This window comes from Streptomyces sp. NPDC015032, from assembly GCF_043080425.1.
GTDB lineage: Bacteria > Actinomycetota > Actinomycetes > Streptomycetales > Streptomycetaceae > Streptomyces.
The window spans coordinates 353076-370571 of record NZ_JBIBVN010000001.1; the positions used below are offsets into that span (position 1 = coordinate 353076).

At 71.3% G+C, this 17496-nt stretch carries 13 protein-coding genes; 3 read left to right on the top strand and 10 right to left on the bottom strand.

Annotated features, from left to right (window positions below; genetic code table 11):
• Positions 1–21: 21 nt before the first annotated feature.
• From ACF08M_RS01515 to ACF08M_RS01530, 4 genes are all read right to left on the bottom strand, one after another.
• Positions 22–318: a hypothetical protein gene (locus tag ACF08M_RS01515; protein WP_392183210.1), complete on the bottom strand. Its 297-nt coding sequence runs from the start codon at positions 316–318 to the stop codon at positions 22–24.
• A gap of 259 nt (positions 319–577) precedes the next feature.
• Positions 578–1762 carry a helix-turn-helix domain-containing protein gene (locus tag ACF08M_RS01520; protein WP_392183211.1) on the bottom strand — a complete coding sequence of 395 codons (1185 nt, stop codon included), beginning with the start codon at positions 1760–1762 and terminating at the stop codon, positions 578–580.
• 53 nt (positions 1763–1815) lie between these two features.
• Positions 1816–2454: an HAD family hydrolase gene (locus ACF08M_RS01525; protein ID WP_392183212.1), complete on the bottom strand. Its 639-nt coding sequence runs from the start codon at positions 2452–2454 to the stop codon at positions 1816–1818.
• A gap of 28 nt (positions 2455–2482) precedes the next feature.
• The gene (locus ACF08M_RS01530; protein ID WP_392183213.1) at positions 2483–3406 is read right to left on the bottom strand and encodes an EamA family transporter; all 924 of its coding nucleotides are present in this window, start codon (positions 3404–3406) and stop codon (positions 2483–2485) included.
• Positions 3407–3512: 106 nt separating this feature from the next.
• Between ACF08M_RS01530 and ACF08M_RS01535 the strand changes: the two genes are divergently transcribed.
• Both ACF08M_RS01535 and ACF08M_RS01540 read left to right on the top strand, forming a co-directional pair.
• Positions 3513–4421, top strand: a complete 909-nt coding sequence (locus tag ACF08M_RS01535) for a LysR family transcriptional regulator (protein ID WP_392183214.1) — start codon at positions 3513–3515, stop codon at positions 4419–4421.
• A 193-nt stretch (positions 4422–4614) separates the two neighbouring features.
• Positions 4615–6480, top strand: a complete 1866-nt coding sequence (locus ACF08M_RS01540; protein WP_392183215.1) for a glycoside hydrolase family 3 protein — start codon at positions 4615–4617, stop codon at positions 6478–6480.
• Positions 6481–6575: 95 nt separating this feature from the next.
• Here the strand turns inward: ACF08M_RS01540 and ACF08M_RS01545 are convergent, their stop codons facing one another.
• The 4 genes from ACF08M_RS01545 to ACF08M_RS01560 form a co-directional block, all read right to left on the bottom strand.
• Entirely contained in the window at positions 6576–8045 is a 1470-nt protein-coding gene (locus tag ACF08M_RS01545; RefSeq protein ID WP_392183216.1) for a S28 family serine protease, read from the bottom strand.
• Positions 8046–8157: 112 nt separating this feature from the next.
• Positions 8158–8580, bottom strand: a complete 423-nt coding sequence (locus tag ACF08M_RS01550) for a hypothetical protein (RefSeq protein ID WP_392183217.1) — start codon at positions 8578–8580, stop codon at positions 8158–8160.
• Between the two features lie 198 nt (positions 8581–8778).
• A complete protein-coding gene (locus tag ACF08M_RS01555) occupies positions 8779–12558 on the bottom strand; it encodes an ABC transporter ATP-binding protein (protein ID WP_392183218.1) in 3780 nt (1259 codons plus the stop codon).
• 309 nt (positions 12559–12867) lie between these two features.
• Positions 12868–13839 carry a serine hydrolase gene (locus tag ACF08M_RS01560; protein WP_392183219.1) on the bottom strand — a complete coding sequence of 324 codons (972 nt, stop codon included), beginning with the start codon at positions 13837–13839 and terminating at the stop codon, positions 12868–12870.
• A 169-nt stretch (positions 13840–14008) separates the two neighbouring features.
• Between ACF08M_RS01560 and ACF08M_RS01565 the strand changes: the two genes are divergently transcribed.
• Positions 14009–14380, top strand: coding sequence for a hypothetical protein (locus ACF08M_RS01565; RefSeq protein ID WP_392183220.1), 372 nt, complete (start codon positions 14009–14011; stop codon positions 14378–14380).
• 268 nt (positions 14381–14648) lie between these two features.
• Here the strand turns inward: ACF08M_RS01565 and ACF08M_RS01570 are convergent, their stop codons facing one another.
• On the bottom strand, positions 14649–16334 hold the full coding sequence (locus ACF08M_RS01570; protein WP_392183221.1) for a thiamine pyrophosphate-binding protein: 1686 nt from the start codon (positions 16332–16334) through the stop codon (positions 14649–14651).
• A complete protein-coding gene (gene speB / locus ACF08M_RS01575) occupies positions 16331–17299 on the bottom strand; it encodes an agmatinase (protein WP_392183222.1) in 969 nt (322 codons plus the stop codon). Before speB ends, ACF08M_RS01570 begins: the two co-directional genes overlap by 4 nt.
• Between the last annotated feature and the right edge of the window lie 197 nt (positions 17300–17496).

Consider the following 17496-nt stretch of genomic DNA (forward strand, 5'->3'; position numbering starts at 1 on the left):
GGGCTCTACGGACCGGCGCGGTCACCGCTGCTCAGACGCCAGGCGAAGGCCCCGCTGCTCCCGGCACGGCGCGCACGCGTACCGGGGAGTCGCGGTGCCCGACCCCTCGCTGATGACATCGATCGGGACGGCGGTACCGGACGGACCCTTGTGCCAGTCGCACCAGCCGGTCGTGCCGGTGCACCGCTTGCACCAGCACGCCGGGAACACGTGGCAGAGGGGGATGAAATCGGCCGGGGCGACCTCGGTCTTGGGCTTCACGACGCGCGTCGTGAAACCGTGCCGGTTGACCTCGTACACCTTGATCGTCATCGACATGCCGGCCACCGGAGCGGGCATCCGCACGAGACGGCCGGCCAGACACGTTCCAAGCCCTTCAGGACTGCTGCCTCGGCCGACGCAAGCCGCCGAGCCACGGCAGCGCAGTGCCAGCAGTCTGCGCTGCTGAGCCGGGCGACACTCACTCGCCCGGCCACGAGCCCAAGTGCGGTCATGGCCCCTCCTCTACCTGTGTGGTGTGGACAGGTAGAGCGTGGCCCCAGGGAAGGGAGGTAACTGCTACAAGGTGTAGCAGTTCTCAGACGGCACCGATCCAATGTGCGAAGTGCGACAGGGACTCGGCATCGGCGCGGTGGAACCGCCTGAGGCTGCTGGTGACTTCGCGCGCCCACGGGTGTTCGCGGGTGTGCTGAGGGGCGGCCGCGCGGGCGGCCTTCAGACTCTCGAACGCGTCACCCGGGAGGTTGGCCCACTCCTGCGCGCGGGCCAGTTCAATGTAGAAACCGCTCCGGCGCTCGGCCGGGAGACTGGCGGGCGGCATCCACTCGGTGGCCACGCGCAACGCACGATCGACGTGGTTCGACCCGAGGCTGACGGCGACGGACATCTCGTGGATGCGGACCGAGTCCGGGCCGAAGGTAGTGCCCAGGTAGACGCCCTCGCGCGCGACTTGGTCACCGAGCTGCCGGGCATGCGTCAGGTGGGTGTCGGCTCCGTTCGCATCTCCACCCCGTCCGGCGATCACGGCTGCCCGCATGTGAAGGGCGCCGCGAGCAGCAGCGGCCGAGCGGGACGACGGTGCCGGAGCCGCGTGGATAGCCTGCTCCAGCGCGGCGAGACCAACGGCATGGGCCCGAGCGGCAAAGAAGATTTCGGTTCGGACGTACGCAGCGGCGGCTTGGACGAGGGGGTCGGCGGCACGGTCGGCGGCCCACCGCATCAGGTCGATCAGCCGGGCGGAGAGGTCGTGCTCCCGGTACTTGAAGGCGATCGCGTCGCCCGCGCGTGCGGTGGCGACCAGCATCCGGGCCGCCGTCTGTTGCTCGGCGGCCCGTGCGGTGTGGACGTACCTGATGACGTCGCACAGCAGGGCGGGGACCTCCGTGGCGATCCGGCCGTACTGTGCTCCGAGCCGCCAGTCGACCACCTCGTCGACCGCCACGGCCAGTTCGGCGTGGCCACGGGTCGGAGGACCCTGCGGGATGTCATACCCGGCGATCACCGCGGACAGTGCGGGCAGGGCCTGATGCACGCGGCGCTCGGTTCCGACGTATCCCGTACGCAGCTGCGTGGCGTCCACCGCGAGGGCAGCGGCGAGCGCTTCGAGCACCTCGTCGCTGGGGCGTCGGGCCCCGCGCTCGACAGCTCGAACGGTGGCGTAGGAGACGTGCGAGGCGGTGGCGAGGCCGGTTTGGGTGAGGCGGCGCGCCCGTCTGCGGGCGGCGATCCGCTCACCGACTTCTCGCAAGGAGTCGACGGACATGACCTGACCGTATCCGGGCAGTCACTGAACGGGGGCGGGAATGGGGTTGGTGCCTACTCGCTGACGATTGCGGTCAGATCCATGAGCGAGTCGATCACCCAGTCCGCGGCCTCATGCACCCGCGGATCGTCGGCCCACAGGTGCCCCCACGGCCCGCGGCGCAGATGTGCCGCGCGGAGACCGGCCGCACGGGCAGGGAAGACATCGTTCATGGGATGGTCGCCCACATAAAGGGTTTCCCGGGCCAGGGCCCCGGAGACATCGAGCACACGAGTGAAGAACTCAGGGTTCGGCTTGGCACAGCCCCATTCCCCGGAGGTGGCGACGAGGTCGGCCGGCAGATCCAGCGCTCGCAGCAGTTGCCCGGCCTTCACTGTCTGGTTGCCCGCGACGACGACCCGCACGCCGAGGTCCCGCAGCTCGCCGAGCGCGGGACGTACATCGTTGTACAGGTCGGTTTCGTCGAGGTGCTCGCCGTGCCCGGCGGCCTCGCGTGCGGCGTACTCGGCCGCGATATCGATGCCGGGCTTCAGGAGGCGGAGGGCTTCGGCGTTGTCGAGGCCCTGCGCGGTGACAGCGCCGACGAGCGCGGACAGGGTGTGCCGAGGGACACCCAACCAGTCGGCCCAGGAAGCCCAGTACCGATCGTCGCGCACGAGGGTCTCGCCGATGTCGAACACGATCGTCTTCACCCGGACGAGCCTACGAAACCCGCGGCGGCTACCGCCCGGCCGCGACCGGTTCGGAGCCGACCAGGTCCGCCGCGGGTGTCACCGCCGCCCGGCCCCGCCGTCCCCCCGCCAGCGACGTCAGGGCCACCCCGCCCACCAGCAGCACCGCCGCGCACCACCGCAGCGGGCTCACCGACTCGCCGAGGAACAGCGCGGCCGAGGACATTCCGAAGACCGGGACGAGCAGGGTGAACGGGGCCACCGACGAGGCCGGGTGGTGGCGCAGCAGGAAGCCCCAGGCGCCGAAGCCGAAGACGGTGGTGATCCAGGCGACGTAGACGATGATGCCGACGCCGCTCCAGTCGAGCGCGGCGAGCGCGTCGGCGTCGCGGTCCCAGCCCTCGAAGAGGAGGGAGAGGCCGAGCAGCGGGAGCACGGGGACGGTCGAGACCCAGACCATGAAGTTGAGGGAGTCGGGCGGGGCGGCCTTGCGGGTCAGTACGTTGGAGACGCCCCAGCAGGCCGCCGCCGCGATCACCAGGACGAAGGCGAGTACTGGTCCGCCCGCGCCCTCGTCGACCGCCGCCACCCCGATGCCCGCGAGAGCCACTCCCATCCCCAGCACCCGTATTCTGCCCGGCCGTTCACCGAGAGCGAGCGCCGCGAAGAGGGCCGTGAAGACCGCCTGGACCTGGAGCACGAGGGAGGAGAGGCCGGCGGGCATGCCGCGGTCCATGCCGATGAAGAGCAGCCCGAACTTCGCCACCCCGAGGGCCAGCCCGACGCCGACGATCCATTTCCAGGCGACCTTGGGCCGGCCGACGAAGAAGACCGCGGGCAGCGCGGCGACCAGGAAGCGCAGGGCGGAGAAGAGGAGCGGCGGGAAGTGCCCGAGGCCGATCTCGATGACGACGAAATTGACACCCCAGACGGCGGCGACCAGCGCGGCCAGGGCGATGTGGAGGGGACGCATGCAGCGAGGATCACCCGCACCGACCATGTAGCACCAGCACGGATTTCTTCATGGTGGAATTGAGTGTTGCTAATGAATCGCGAGATCCTACGTCCGGGAGGTTCCGGTGCTCGATCTGTCCCGGCTGCGCGCACTGCACGCCATCTCCGTCCATGGCTCCGTCGCGGGCGCCGCCACGGCGCTCGGTTACACCCCGTCGGCGGTCTCGCAGCAGATCACCAAGCTGGAACGGGAGACCCGTACGACACTTCTCGAACGCCGCGGGCGTGGTGTCGCGCTGACCGAGGAGGCGCTCCATCTCGCCGCGACGGCCCAGCAGTTGCTGGCGATCGTGGAACGCGCGGAGACCACGCTGGAGGAGCGCAGGGGGCTGCCGACCGGGCGGCTGTCGATCGGCGCGTTCGCGTCCGCGGCGCGCGGACTGCTGCCCGGGGTGCTGGCCGGGCTGGACCGGGACCACCCCGCCCTGGATGTCCGGATGACCGAGGTCGATCCGCACCTCTCGGTCGACCTGGTGGCCAAAGGCGTGATCGATCTGGCGGTCGCGCACGACTGGGACATCGCCCCGCTGCCCGCCCCGGAGGGCGTCGCGCAGGCGGTGGTCGGGGACGACCGGTGCGATCTGCTGGTGCCCGAGGGCCATCGGCTCGCCGGGCGGGACTCGGTGCGGCGCGAGGAACTCGCGAAGGAGCGGTGGATCTGCCAGCCGCCGGGGACGGTCTGCCACGACTGGCTCGTACGGACGCTGCGCGCGGCGGGGTACGAGCCCGACATCCGGCATCAGGCGGAGGAGAACCACACCCAACTGGCCCTGCTCGCCGCCGGTCTCGGGGTCGCGATGATCCCCCGGCTGGGGCGGGGGCCGCTGCCCGCGGGCGTGGTGGCGGTGCCGCTCGATCCGGTACCGGTACGCAGGCTGTACGCGCTGTGGCGCACAGAGGCGGCCCGGCGGCCCGCGATCACGGCGGCGGTGTCGGCGCTCCAGGCGCACGGGGCAGCGGTGGGGCTGAGGTAGGGGGCCGGCGGGGGCCCTGGCACCGGGCCCCGATCGCCGGACGGGACCGGATCGCCCGCGCCCCCGCAAGCAGCGGACAGGCCGGAAACGGTCCAGACCCTTGACCGGAAGTTATTTTCTGTATATCCGTGCTCCTTGGAAGTTTCTTTCACCACCCCCCTCTCGTCCCCCGAGTACGGCCGAAGGAGCTCACGTGCACCACCGCACCTCCAGACGCACCCTCCTCACCGCCACCGCCGCGGCCGCCGCAGTCGCCGTCACGGGCGGGGTCCTCGCCCCCGGCGCCGTCGCCGCCGAGAGGTCCGCGAGCAGCGGGCCCGGTGCCGGGCACCACACCTCAGCCGCCACCACCCGTCGCCTCAAGCGGCTCATCTCCCGGATGAGTCTGGAGGAGAAGGTCGGGCAGCTCTTCGTGATGCGGGTGTACGGGCACTCCGCCACCGAGCCCGACCAGACCGACATCGACGCCAACATGGCCGAGATCGGGGTCCGTACCGCCGCCGAGCTGATCGCCAAGTACCACGTCGGCGGGATCATCTACTTCGCCTGGGCGCACAACACCCGCGACCCGCACCAGATCGCCGACCTCTCCAACGGCATCCAGCGCGCCGGTCTCGCCGGCCCCACTCCCCTGCCGCTCCTCGTCTCCACCGACCAGGAGCACGGCATCGTCTGCCGCGTCGGCGCGCCCGCCACCCTGATGCCGGGCGCGATGGCCCTGGGCGCGGGCGGTTCGCGCTCCGACGCCCGCCGGGCCGGGCAGATCGCGGGCGCCGAACTCGCCGCGGTCGGCATCAACCAGAACTACGCCCCGGACGCCGACGTCAACGTCAACCCGGCCAACCCGGTGATCGGCGTACGCTCCTTCGGCTCCGACCCGCAGTCCGTGGCGGGGATGGTCGCCGCCCAGGTGAAGGGGTATCAGAGCAGCGGCATCGCCTCGACGGCCAAGCACTTCCCGGGCCACGGCGACACCAACACCGACAGCCACACCGGCCTGCCCGTCATCCGCCACACCCGGGAGCAGTGGGCGGAGCTGGACGAGCCGCCGTTCCGGGCCGCGATCGCCGCGGGCATCGACTCGATCATGACCGCGCACATCGTCGTCCCGGCCCTGGACCCGGCGGAGGACCCGGCGACCCTGTCCCACCCGATCCTCACCGGCATCCTGCGCGAGGAGCTCGGCTACGAGGGCGTCGTGGTGACCGACTCGCTCGGCATGGAGGGCGTGCGGACGAAGTACGGCGACGAGCGCGTTCCGGTACTCGCGCTGAAGGCCGGTGTCGACCAGCTGCTCAACCCGCCGGACCTGGACCTCTCCTGGAACGCCGTTCTGGAGGCCGTGAAGAGCGGTGAGATCAGTGAGGCCAGGATCGAGGAATCGATCCTGCGCATCCTGCGGCTGAAGACGAAGCTCGGACTGTTCGACGACCCGTTCGTCGGCCACAAGGGCGTGGACCGTACCGTCGGGACGCGGGCCCATCTCGCCGCCGCCGACCGGATCGCCGAGCGGACCACCACGCTGCTCGCCAACGACGGCGCGGTGCTGCCGCTCTCCCGCCGCTCCCACAAGAACCTGCTGGTGGTCGGCGCCGACCCGGCCTCCCCGTCCGGCACCACCGGACCGCCGACCACCACCCTGGCCACCGCCTTCGGCGAACTGGGCCACACGGCCACCGCGCTGTCCACCGGCACCGCCCCCACCGGGGCGAAGATCGACGAAGCGGTGGCGGCCGCCCAGGGCAAGGACGCGGTGATCGTGGGGACGTACAACGTCTCGGCGGCCGGCTCGCAGCGCACCCTGGTGAGCGCGCTGGCCGCGACCGGCGTCCCGGTGATCACGGTCGCGATCCGCAATCCGTACGACATCGCCCAGCTGGCCGGGACCGGGTTCGCGGCGAACCTGGCCACGTACTCCTGGACCGATGTCGAACTGCGGGCCGCCGCCCGGGTGATCGCGGGCCACGCCGAACCCGAGGGCACCCTGCCGGTGCCGGTGCAGCGCGCGGACGATCCGGCGCGGGTGCTGTACCCGGTCGGCTACGGGCTGACGTATTAACGCCCCTGCGATCGCGGCACCGGAGAAGGCCCGGGGAAGGGGCTGCGCACCCGCGCAGCCCCTTCCCCGGCACGACCCGGTGGAGCGGGGAGCGGTTACGGCCGCAGCCCGCGTTCGTTCATCACGTCCCGCTTGTCGAGCCGCGCGTCGAACTTCGCGAGCGGCTTCGCCTTCGCCGGGTCCTCCTGCACCGCGGCCGGGGCGACGCCCGCCCAGCGCAGGATGGCCGCGGTGGCCTTCGCCTTGTCGTCGTCGGCGAGCCCGGCCACGTTGGAGCCGTGGTTGCCGCCCGCCACGGTCATGACGTAGCTGTCACGGGCGCCCGCCCCGAGCCGGAAGCGCTCCGCGCCCCACGGGTCGTTCTGCCCGTACACGTACAGCATGCGGTGGGCGTGGTGCTTCACCCAGTTGTCGACGTCGCGCATCACCGACGGCTGGAACTTCATCGGGATGGAGCGGGGCACGTAGTTGCGCGGCGGCTGGTACCCGTACCGGCTCAGCTTGCCGAGCCACGGCTGCTTGATGTCCGGCGAACCGAGCTGGGTGCCCGCCTGGTAGTAGTACGGGGTGTACTTCTCCAGGCCCTGGTCGGTGTAGGCGGAGAATCCGGAGATCGAGTCGATCGAGTCCCAGATCGCCTGGTCGGGGGCGTTCTCGGCGTCGGCGGGGATGGTGTCGCAGCCGGACAGCAGGCTGTACTGCCAGTACGCCCAGACGTAGTCCATGACGACGGCCTCGTACGCCCGGTCGAGCGAGCCGACCGTCTTGAAGGTGTAGCTGTTCGCGGCGGCGTACTCCCGGAACTTCTTCTCCAGCGGCTCGCGGCGGACCAGTGCCTCGCGCTGCACCCCGTTCAGCCTGTCGCGGCACTCCTTGGTGCCGACATTCTCGAAGAACCGGTCGTACGCCGAATCCTCCTTGTCGACCACGTCGTTGGGCGCGACGTACGCGACGACGCCGTCCATGTCCTCGGGGTAGAAGCGCTCGAAGTAGGTGGCGGTCATGCCGCCCTTGGAGCCGCCGGTGGTCAGCCAGTTCTTGCTGTAGATCTGCTTCAGCGCGGTGAAGACGCGGTGCTGGTCGCTGGCGGCCTGCCAGATGTCGAGCTTGGACCAGTCGGCGGGTGCCGGGCGGGACGGGGTGAAGAACCGATACTCCAGAGAGACCTGGTTGCCGTCGACGATCCGGGTCGGCTCGGAACGGCTGGGGTTCGTGGAGACGTTGTAGCCGCTGGTGTAGAAGACCGTCGGGCGGGAGGTGTCCTTGTGCAGCAGGGTGATGCGCTGCTGGAAGGTGCCCTTGGACGGGTGCCGGTGATCGATCGGCTGGGTGTATTCGAGGACGAAGTAGCGGTAGCCGTCGTACGGCTTCTCCTCGACGAGACTCATTCCCGGGATGGCCAGGATGCGGTCCTTGATGTCCGTGCTCGTGCCGCTGTCACTGCCGGCCGCATTCCGGAACGCGGTCGGTTCGGCGGCGGTGGCCGCCCCGGCCGAGGCGCCCGTCGCACTCACCGTGCCGATGAGCACCGCGAGCGACAGGAACCCTCTGAGCGCCTTGCGCATGCACCCTCCCCATGATTCACAACATTCGTCGTGAACCTAGCGGCGCAACACCTGTGCCGCCAGACCCTGTTGGTACGGGGATTGGTACGGGGAAAAAAACGGGGCGGGTGCGTCAGCAGAGAATCCAGCCCGTGGAGCCGGACTTTCCGGAAATCGTGGCCGATGCCCGGACGCACCGGTTCAGCGCGTGCACCGTCACCGGGCCGGCCTGTTTCGTGAACCGGCCGCTGTCGACGACGGGGTTGCCGCCGCGCGGCTGGAGCGTCACGGACATCGGGCGGCGCGACCCCGGCTTCTTGGCGACCGCGACGGCGCAGGCATAGGAGCGGGTCTTGAAGACGCGCAGCTCACCGGTCTTGAACGAGACCGTCTTCACGGGTCGTCCGGTGCAGGCCGTCGCGGCGTCGGCGCTGCTCACCGCAGCACCGGTCAGCACCAGACCGACGGCCACCAGCGGCGGGACGAACAGCCGTACAAGCGTCCCGCGTGGCCCGCCGCGTTCGCTCCCGCCGGCTCTTCCGGTCTCTCTGGTCACCAGCCGCCCCATCATCCGATCGAACGCATGTGCCCTTATTCGGCACATGCACATACATGTGTACGACGCAGGAGGCCATCCGGAGGTTGCACCCGGCGCGCCCCGCCTCCCGGGCCACCGAATCGCCACCGCATGAATCAACTGCGGACCGGCCAGATCTGCGTCATCGGCGGGTGAACCGGTGGACGGGCCCGTCTCTCACACCCCCGCGGGCTCGTCCTCCCCGATGAACGTGCGCCACAACGCGGCGTAGTACCCGTCACGGGCGAGGAGTTCGTCGTGCGCGCCGTCCTCGACGACCCGGCCGTGGTCCATCACCACGACCCGGTCGGCGCGGGCCGCGGTGGTGAGCCGGTGGGCGACGACCAGAGTGGTGCGGCGGCCGGTGAGGCGGTCGGTCGCCTGGTTGACCAGGGCCTCGGAGGCCAGGTCCAGGGAGGCGGTCGCCTCATCGAGCAGCAGGACGTCCGGGTCGACGAGTTCGGCGCGGGCCAGCGCGATCAGCTGACGCTGTCCGGCCGAGAGGTTGCGGCCCCGCTCGGCGACCCCGTGCAGATACCCGCCGTCCAGGGTGGCGATCATGTCGTGGGCGCCGACCGCCCGCGCCGCCGCCTCCACCTCGGCGTCGGTGGCCTCGGGCCGCCCGTAGGCGATGGCGTCGCGGACCGTACCGGCGAAGAGGTACGCCTCCTGCGGTACGACTCCGAGCCGGTGCCGGTACGCGGTGAGGTCGAGGCGGCGCAGATCGGTGCCGTCCACCGTGACCCGGCCGCCCGTCGGGTCGTAGAACCGGGCGACGAGCTTGACGAGGGTGGACTTCCCGGCGCCCGTCTCGCCCACGAAGGCGACCGTCTGACCGGCCGGTATGCGCAGGTCGACGGCGGTGAGGGCGTCCTCCGCGTCGTCGCCGGAGCCGTACGCGAAGGACACGTCCTCGAAGGCGATCTCGCCGCGCAGCGACAGCACGTCCAGCGGTTCGTCCGGGGCTTCGGTGGAGGTCGGCTCCCGCAGGAGTTCCTGGATGCGGCCGAGGGAGACGGTGGCCTGCTGGTAGCCGTCGAAGACCTGGGAGAGCTGCTGCACCGGGGCGAAGAACAGGTCGATGTAGAGGAGGTACGCGACCAGCGCACCGGTGGTGAGCGTGCCGTTGTCGATCCGGCCCGCGCCGACGATCAGAACGGCGGCCGCGGCCACCGACGACAGCAGCTGCACGAACGGGAAGTAGACCGAGATCAGCCACTGACCGCGGACCCTGGCCTCGCGGTAGTGGTCGCTGCGCCCCGCGAACCGGTCCGCGCCGTCGCGCTCGCGGCGGAACGCCTGCACGATCCGCAGCCCGGAGACGGACTCCTGGAGGTCGGCGTTGACGGCGCTGATCCGCTCCCGGGCCAGTTCGTACGCCTGGACGCTCTTGCGGCGGAAGAAGAACGTACCGATGACCAGCACCGGCAGCGTCGCGAAGACGACGAGGGCCAGCTGCACGTCCAGGACGAGCAGCGCGACCATGATGCCGAAGAAGGTGACGACGGAGACGAAGGCCGTGACCAGACCGGTCTGCAGGAACGTCGACAACGCGTCCACGTCCGTCGTCATCCGGGTCATGATGCGGCCGGTCAGCTCGCGCTCGTAGTAGTCCAGGCCGAGCCGCTGGAGCTGCGCGAAGATCTTCAGCCGCAGCGAGTACAGCACCCGCTCGCCGGTGCGGCCCGTCATCCGGGTCTCGCCGATCTGGGCCGCCCACTGCACGAACACGACCACCAGGGCCAGCGCGGACGCCGCCCAGACGGCACCGAGGGCGAGCTGCGAGACACCCTGGTCGATGCCGTGCCGGATCAGTACGGGCAGCAGGAGCCCGCCGCCCGCGTCCACGGCCACCAGCGCCAGGCTCACCAGCAGCGGCAGCCCGAAGCCGCGCAGCAGTCTGCGCAGTCCGTAGGACTGCTCGGCGCGGACGGCCCGTGCCTCGTCGATGCCGGGTGTGTCGGTGGCCGGCGGCAGCGCCTCGACCTGGGCGAGCAGCTCGGGGGTGGCGGGCATGCCGGCCGCCCCGGTGTCGTGCGGCTCGTCCTTGCGGACCCACAGGTGCGGGCTGATGCCGCGCTCGGCGTCGAACTCGGCGTCCAGTTCCTCCTGGAGCGCCCGGTCGTCCTCGGGGGCCGGATCGGCGACGGCCGACGGCTGGTGTCCGGGCGAGGTGCCGCCCAGCTCGTCCGGGTCGGTGAGCAGCCGCCGGTAGAGCGCGGAGCGGCGCTCCAGCTCCTCGTGCGTGCCGATGTCGGCGAGCCTGCCGTGCTCCAGGACGGCGATCCGGTCGGCGAGGCCGAGGGTGGAGCGGCGGTGGGCGATCAGGAGGGTCGTCCGCCCGGCCATCACCTGGCGGAGCGCCTCGTGGATCTCGTGCTCGACGCGGGCGTCGACGGCGGAGGTGGCGTCGTCGAGGAGGAGCAGCCGGGGGTCGGTGAGGATGGCGCGGGCGAGCGCCACGCGCTGGCGCTGTCCGCCGGAGAGGGTGAGTCCGTGTTCGCCGACCTTGGTGTCGTAGCCCTCGGGCAGGTCCGCGATGAACCGGTCGGCCTGGGCGGCGCGGGCCGCCTGCTCGATCTGTTCCTGCGTGGCGTCCGGGAACCCGTAGGCGATGTTGGCGCGGACGGTGTCGGAGAACAGGAAGCTGTCCTCCGGTACGAGGCCGATGGCGGCGCGCAGGGACTGCTGGGTCAGCTCGCGGACGTCGTGGCCGCCGACCAGGACGGCGCCGTGCGTCACATCGTAGAAGCGGGGCAGCAGCAGCGAGACGGTGGATTTGCCGCTGCCGGAGGCTCCGACGACGGCGACGGTCTCACCGGGCTCGATGGTCAGCGAGAACCCGTCAAGGACGGGACGGTCCGAGGCTCCGTCTCCGGGGTCCTCGTTGCGGGCGTAGCCGAACCGTACGTCGTCGAATTCGACGCTCGCGGGGGCGTCGGCCGGGAGTTCCTTGGTGCCGTCCTTCATGGTCGGCTCGGTGTCGATCAGCTCCAGTACGCGTTCGACGCCGGCCCGGGCCTGCTGTCCGACGGTGAGGACCATGGCGAGCATCCGGACCGGGCCGACGAGCTGGGCGAGGTAGCTGGAGAACGCGACGAACGTGCCGAGGGTGATCTCACCGCGGGTGGCGAGCCAGCCGCCGAGGGCCAGCATCGCGACCTGGCCGAGCGCGGGGACGGCCTGGAGGGCGGGGGTGTAGCGGGAATTCAGCCGGATCGTCCGCAGCCGCCCGGCGAACAGCTTCCGCCCGACCTCGCGCAGCTTGCCGGTCTCCTGCTCCTCCTGTCCGAACCCCTTGACGACCCGGACCCCGGAGACGGCCCCGTCGACGACCCCGGCGACGGCGGCGGCCTGCCCCTGGGCGTACCAGGTGGCGGGGAAGAGACGGGCGCGGGAGCGGCGGGCGATGTACCAGAGGGCGGGGGCGACGGCGACCGCGACCAGGGTGAGCAGGGGCGAGAGCCACGCCATGATCACCAGCGAGACGAGGAAGAGCAGCACGTTCCCGATGGTCATCGGGAGCATGAACAGGAGCCCCTGGATCAGCTGGAGGTCGCTGGTGGCCCGCCCGACGACCTGCCCGGTGGACAGTTCGTCCTGGCGCCTCCCGTCGAGGCGGGTGATCGTCCCGTACATCTCGGTACGGAGGTCGTGCTGTACGTCGAGGGCGAGCCGGCCGCCGTAGTAGCGGCGGATGTACGTGGCCACGTACACCAGCACGGCGGCGGCTATGAGGAGCCCGGTCCAGGCGGCGAGGGACCGCGTGTGGTCGCCGACGACGTCGTCGATGATCACCTTGGTGATCAGCGGGACGAGGGCCAGCACCGCCATGCCGGCGAGCGACGAACCGAGCGCCAGCAGCACATTGCGCCGGTAGCGCCACGCGTAACCGCTCAGCCGCCGGGCCCAGCCCGGTGCCCGCACCGTGCGTTCCGCGCCCTCTGCTTCCGTCACCGGTGCCTCCCGTTCGACCTGGTCTACCGGATGGCACCAACGCGGTGGGCAGCGGATTTCATCCCGCCGTCACAAAGACGGGTCCTTCGGCGTAGTACGGTCCGCCGGCCGGCCTACGCCCGGCTGCGCCGAACCGGCGGGACGTGCCCACCCGTCCGGACCGGGGCGGTCTCCCCGGCCTCTCCCCGTCCGGACCGGGACGGCCTCCCCGGCCTCCCCCGTCCGGGGCCTTCCCCGTCCGGGGCCTTCCCCGGCCCCGGACGGGCGGTGCCGCGTCCGGGCGGCCGGGGACGGCCGCGGACGCGTCCGCTACGGCTGCGGCGTCGCGGTGAGCATCCGTACCGCCGGAGCCTCCGGCACCGCGGGCACCGCTTCCTGCGGGGCGGCGGGCGGGGCGATGGTCGCGTTCGCGGCGGCCACCGGACTGAGGTCCTTGTGGACGGCGCGGGCGACGGCCTGAATGGTGTCGATGCCGTCGTTCATCGTCTTGTTGTCATGGGTGAGCACGGTGATCGCGTAGTCGTGCCCCTTGCCGGTGAACGCGCCGGTGCTGTGCACCCGCCAGCCATGCGTGGCGCGGGGCAGCCAGCCGTTCTTGAGCTGGGCGGTCACTCCGGACGGCGCGCCGGCGGGCGTGCCCCAGCGCTGGGAGGAGACGACCTTGCGCATCAGGTCCAGCTCGTACGTCCGCGCGCTGTCGCTCAGCACGGAGTTCTTGGCGGTCAGCAGGGTCAGCAGCCGCTGCTCGTCCTGGGCGGTGATCTGGGTCAGCCCCCAGTAGCCACCGGAGCCGGGCACGGTGTGCGTCATCCCGGCGGCCTTCAGGAACGCCTTGACCTTGGCCGCCCCGAGCTGCTTCCACAGGCTGGTGGTCGCGTTGTTGTCGGACTTGGTGATCATGGCGGTGGTGAGGTCGATCTCGCGCTGGGTGAGATAGCGGTTGTGCTTCTTGTTGTCCCAGAGGAGCGTCGCCAGCACGGTCGCCTTCACGACGCTGGCGGAGTCGTACGTCGTCGTCGCCCGCAGGGAGCAGTTCGTCTGGGTGGTCCGGTCGTAGAGCGCGACGGCGGTCGTGGACTTCCGTCCCTTGAGCGCGGCGGTGATGTCCTTCGACAGCTTGGCCGCCAGCCCCGCCTTGCCGGAGGTGCAGCTCACCGTCGGCGTCGCGGCGACGGCGGGCGCGGCGCCGAGCACGACGGGTGCCAGTACGCCTGCGGCGAGGGCGAGGGACAGCGCGCCCCGCGCGCGGCCGGATATTCGGGATGTACCGGTCTGTTTCATAGGGCTTTTCCCCCTGGTTGGATTCGCGTGGTGCGCCCCCCCGGCGCACCCGACACTGATGACTTCCGACGGGCGGAAAGGTTGTACGGCGTAAGCCGGTGTTCCCCGGCCGCGCGGGCCGGGTAGGCATGGCCTCCGCCATCGGAACGGGGCGGAACGAGGAGGGACCATGCCGGACGACCGGCCGACCGACGCCCATCTCTGCGGGCAGCTGTACGCCGCCCTGGAGGTGCTGCAGCAGCTCGGCGACATCGGGTTCCGCGCGCTGGGGCGCGAGGAGTCGAGGCAGAAGGCCGCGAAGAGACCGCGTACGGAGATGACCGTGCCTCTGCACACGGTCGGCAAGTCCCTGTACTGGGCCCGGCTGCGTGGCCGCGGCGCCGCGGCGGGAGCCGTCTTCAGGTCGATCCCGGACCTGATGCCCTCGGCCAGGGACCTGCCGGCCGCGCTGAGCCCCGCGCAGCAGGAGGAGTTCCTCCGGGGCCGGCGGGCGCAGCTGGACGCCATCGCGAAGACCGGGGCGGAGACCGCAGGCCGCTGAGAGCCTGTCGGGTGACCTTCGATCGGGTAGCGGACGCGGTCTGGTGCGTGCGATTCCAAGGCGCCGGGATGTCCTTGGATGGGGTCTCCCCTGCTCGAACGAAGCTGAGAGCTTGGGGATGGAGCTACTTGGGCATTTCGGCAACGCGGGAAGCGTGCGTGCCAGGGCGTGGCCGCCCGATCAGAGGTCACCCGACAGGCTCTGAGCCATCCCGTGCCCCCGGCAACCGGGGGCACGGGGCGGGAAGTTGCCCGCGGACGGTTCGTGTTCATAGATGCGTCGGCCCGAACATCCTCAGCAGGGCCGGGAGCACCACCACCGAGGGGCCCGGCTCCGCGAGGGACTTCGCCAGGTCGTCGGCGAGCGCCTCGGGGGTCGTACGGACCGCCGGGACGCCGAAGGACTCGGCGAGGGCGACGAAGTCGGGGCGGGCGAGTTCCGTCGCCGTGGTCTCGCCGAAGGCGTCCGTCAGGTACTCGCGCAGGATGCCGTAGCCGCCGTCGTCGACGATCAGCCAGGTGACCGGGAGGTCGTACTGGCGGGCCGTGGCCAGTTCCGCGATCGAGTACATCGCGCCGCCGTCGCCGGAGACCGCCAGGACCGGCTTCGTACGGTCGGCCGCCGCCGCGCCGAGGGCGGCCGGGAAGCCGTAGCCGAGGCCGCCCGCGCCCTGGGCCGAGTGCATCGTGTTCGGGCGGCGGGCGTCGAAGGCGGACCAGGCCCAGTAGGCGAGGATCGTCATGTCCCAGAAGCTGGGGGACGTGTCGGGCAGCGCCTGGCGGACCGCGGCGACGAGCCGCTGTTCCAGGGCGAGTTCCTGGCCGGCGATCCGGTCGCGTACCGCTGCGAGGACCGCGCGGACCCGGTCCGGTGCCGACGGGTCCGCGCGGCGGCCGACCGCGTCGAGGAGGTCGGCCAGGGCGTTGCGGGCATCGGCGTGGATGCCGAGTGCGGGGTGGTTGGACTCCAGCTTGCCGGCGTCGGCCTCGATCTGGATCACCCGGCCGCGCGGGGCGAACGTGTGGTAGTTCGAGGAGAGTTCGCCGAGTCCGGAGCCGACGACCAGCAGCACGTCGGCGGACTCCAGGAAGTCCGTCGTATGCCGGTCCTCCAGCCAGGACTGGAGCGAGAGCGGGTGCTCCCATGGGAAGGCGCCCTTGCCGCCGAAGGTGGTGACGACGGGTGCGTCGATCTTCTCCGCGAGCGCGAGCAGCTTGCCGGAGGCGTCGGACCGTACGACTCCGCCGCCCGCGATGATCGCCGGACGCTCGGCCCCCGACAGCAGACCGGCTGCCACGGCGGTCAGTTCGGGGCGGGCGTGCAGGGCGCGCGGGGTGGCGTCCATCGCCGTGACGACGGGCAGCGTGGTCTCGGCGAGGAGTACGTCCTGCGGGATCTCGATCCAGACCGGTCCGTGCGGGGCGGTCAGCGCGGACTCCCAGGCGTCGACGATCGCCGACGGGATCTGGGAGGCCGTGCGGACGGTGTGGACCGACTTCACGACATCGCGGAACGACGCCTTCTGGTCCCGCAGTTCGTGCAGGTAGCCGTGGCGGCCGCCGCCCAGGCCCGCGGTCGGGATCTGGCTGGAGATGGCCAGGACGGGGGCGGAGGCGGAGGCCGCTTCCTGGAGGGCGGCGAGGGAGGTGAGGGCCCCCGGCCCGGTGGAGAGCAGCAGCGGCGCGACCTCGCCGGTGATCCGGCCGTACGCGTCGGCGGCGAAGCCCGCGTTGTTCTCGACCCGCAGGCCGAGGTACGTCAGCGAGGAGCGGCGCAGCGCGTCGAACATGCCCAGCGCGTGCTGACCGGGCAGGCCGAAGACGGTGGTCGCGCCGAGGCCCTGGAGGGTCTCGACGACGAGATCGCCGCCGTTGCGTCCGGCCGGGGGGTTCAGGGCGGCCGCGATCTGCTCGGGGGTGAGCTGCGGCCGCTCGTCGTGGTGGTCGTGGCTCACTGCGAACGGGCCTCCGCGATCTGGCGGGACATGACCGTCGTCAGCTCGTACGCCGTGTGGGAGGCGGCGACGGAGGTGATCTCAGCGTGGTCGTAGGCGGGGGCGACCTCGACCAGGTCGGCGGAGACCAGGTTGCAGGAGGACAGCCCGCGGACGATTTCGAGCAGCTCGCGGGAGGTCAGGCCGCCGGCCTCCGGGGTGCCGGTGCCGGGCGCGTGCGCCGGGTCCAGGACGTCGATGTCGATGGAGATGTAGAGCGGCCGGTCACCGATGCGCTGGCGCAGCTGGTCGGCGACCTCGTCGACACCGCGCCGCATGACGTCCGCGGAGGTGACGATGCCGAAGCCCATCTTGGCGTCGTCGTCCAGGTCCTGCTTGCCGTAGAGCGGGCCGCGGGTGCCGACGTGGGAGAGCGCGGAGGTGTCGAGGATGCCCTCCTCGACGGCGCGGCGGAACGGGGTGCCGTGGGTGTACTCGGCACCGAAGTAGGTGTCCCAGGTGTCGAGGTGGGCGTCGAAGTGGAGCAGGGCGACCGGGCCGTGCTTCTTCGCGACGGAACGCAGCAGCGGCAGCGCGATGGTGTGGTCGCCGCCCAGCGTCATCAGCCGGGCGCCGGTGGAGAGGAGGTCGTCCGCGGCGGCCTCGATCGTCTCGACGGCCTCGTCGATGTTGAACGGGTTCGCGGCGATGTCACCGGCGTCGGCGACCTGCGCGAGGGCGAACGGCGAGGCGTCCTGCGCCGGGTTGTACGGGCGCAGCAGACGCGACGCCTCACGGATCGCGTTGCCGCCGAAACGGGCACCGGGGCGATAGGAGACACCTGTGTCGAAAGGCACACCGACGACGGCGACATCGGCGGCGGGGACCTCGTCGAGGCGGGGCAGCCGGGCGAACGTCGCGGGTCCGGCGTACCGCGGGATGCGGGAGGAGTCGACGGGGCCGCGCGGCGTTTCGTTGCTGCTCATGAAGGGTGCCTTTCTTGTTGCGATGCGTGGTGACGCTTCTCGTTGAGATGCGCGGTGACGCTTCTTGCTGCGATGCGTGGTGACACCGAGGCGGTGCGCGCCCTGTGTCACATGCGCGCACGTCATACGTGGTGAAGACGGTAAGCGACCCGCAGGCGGCACTGAAGTGTACGTTTCATCCACAATCGCAGTCACCG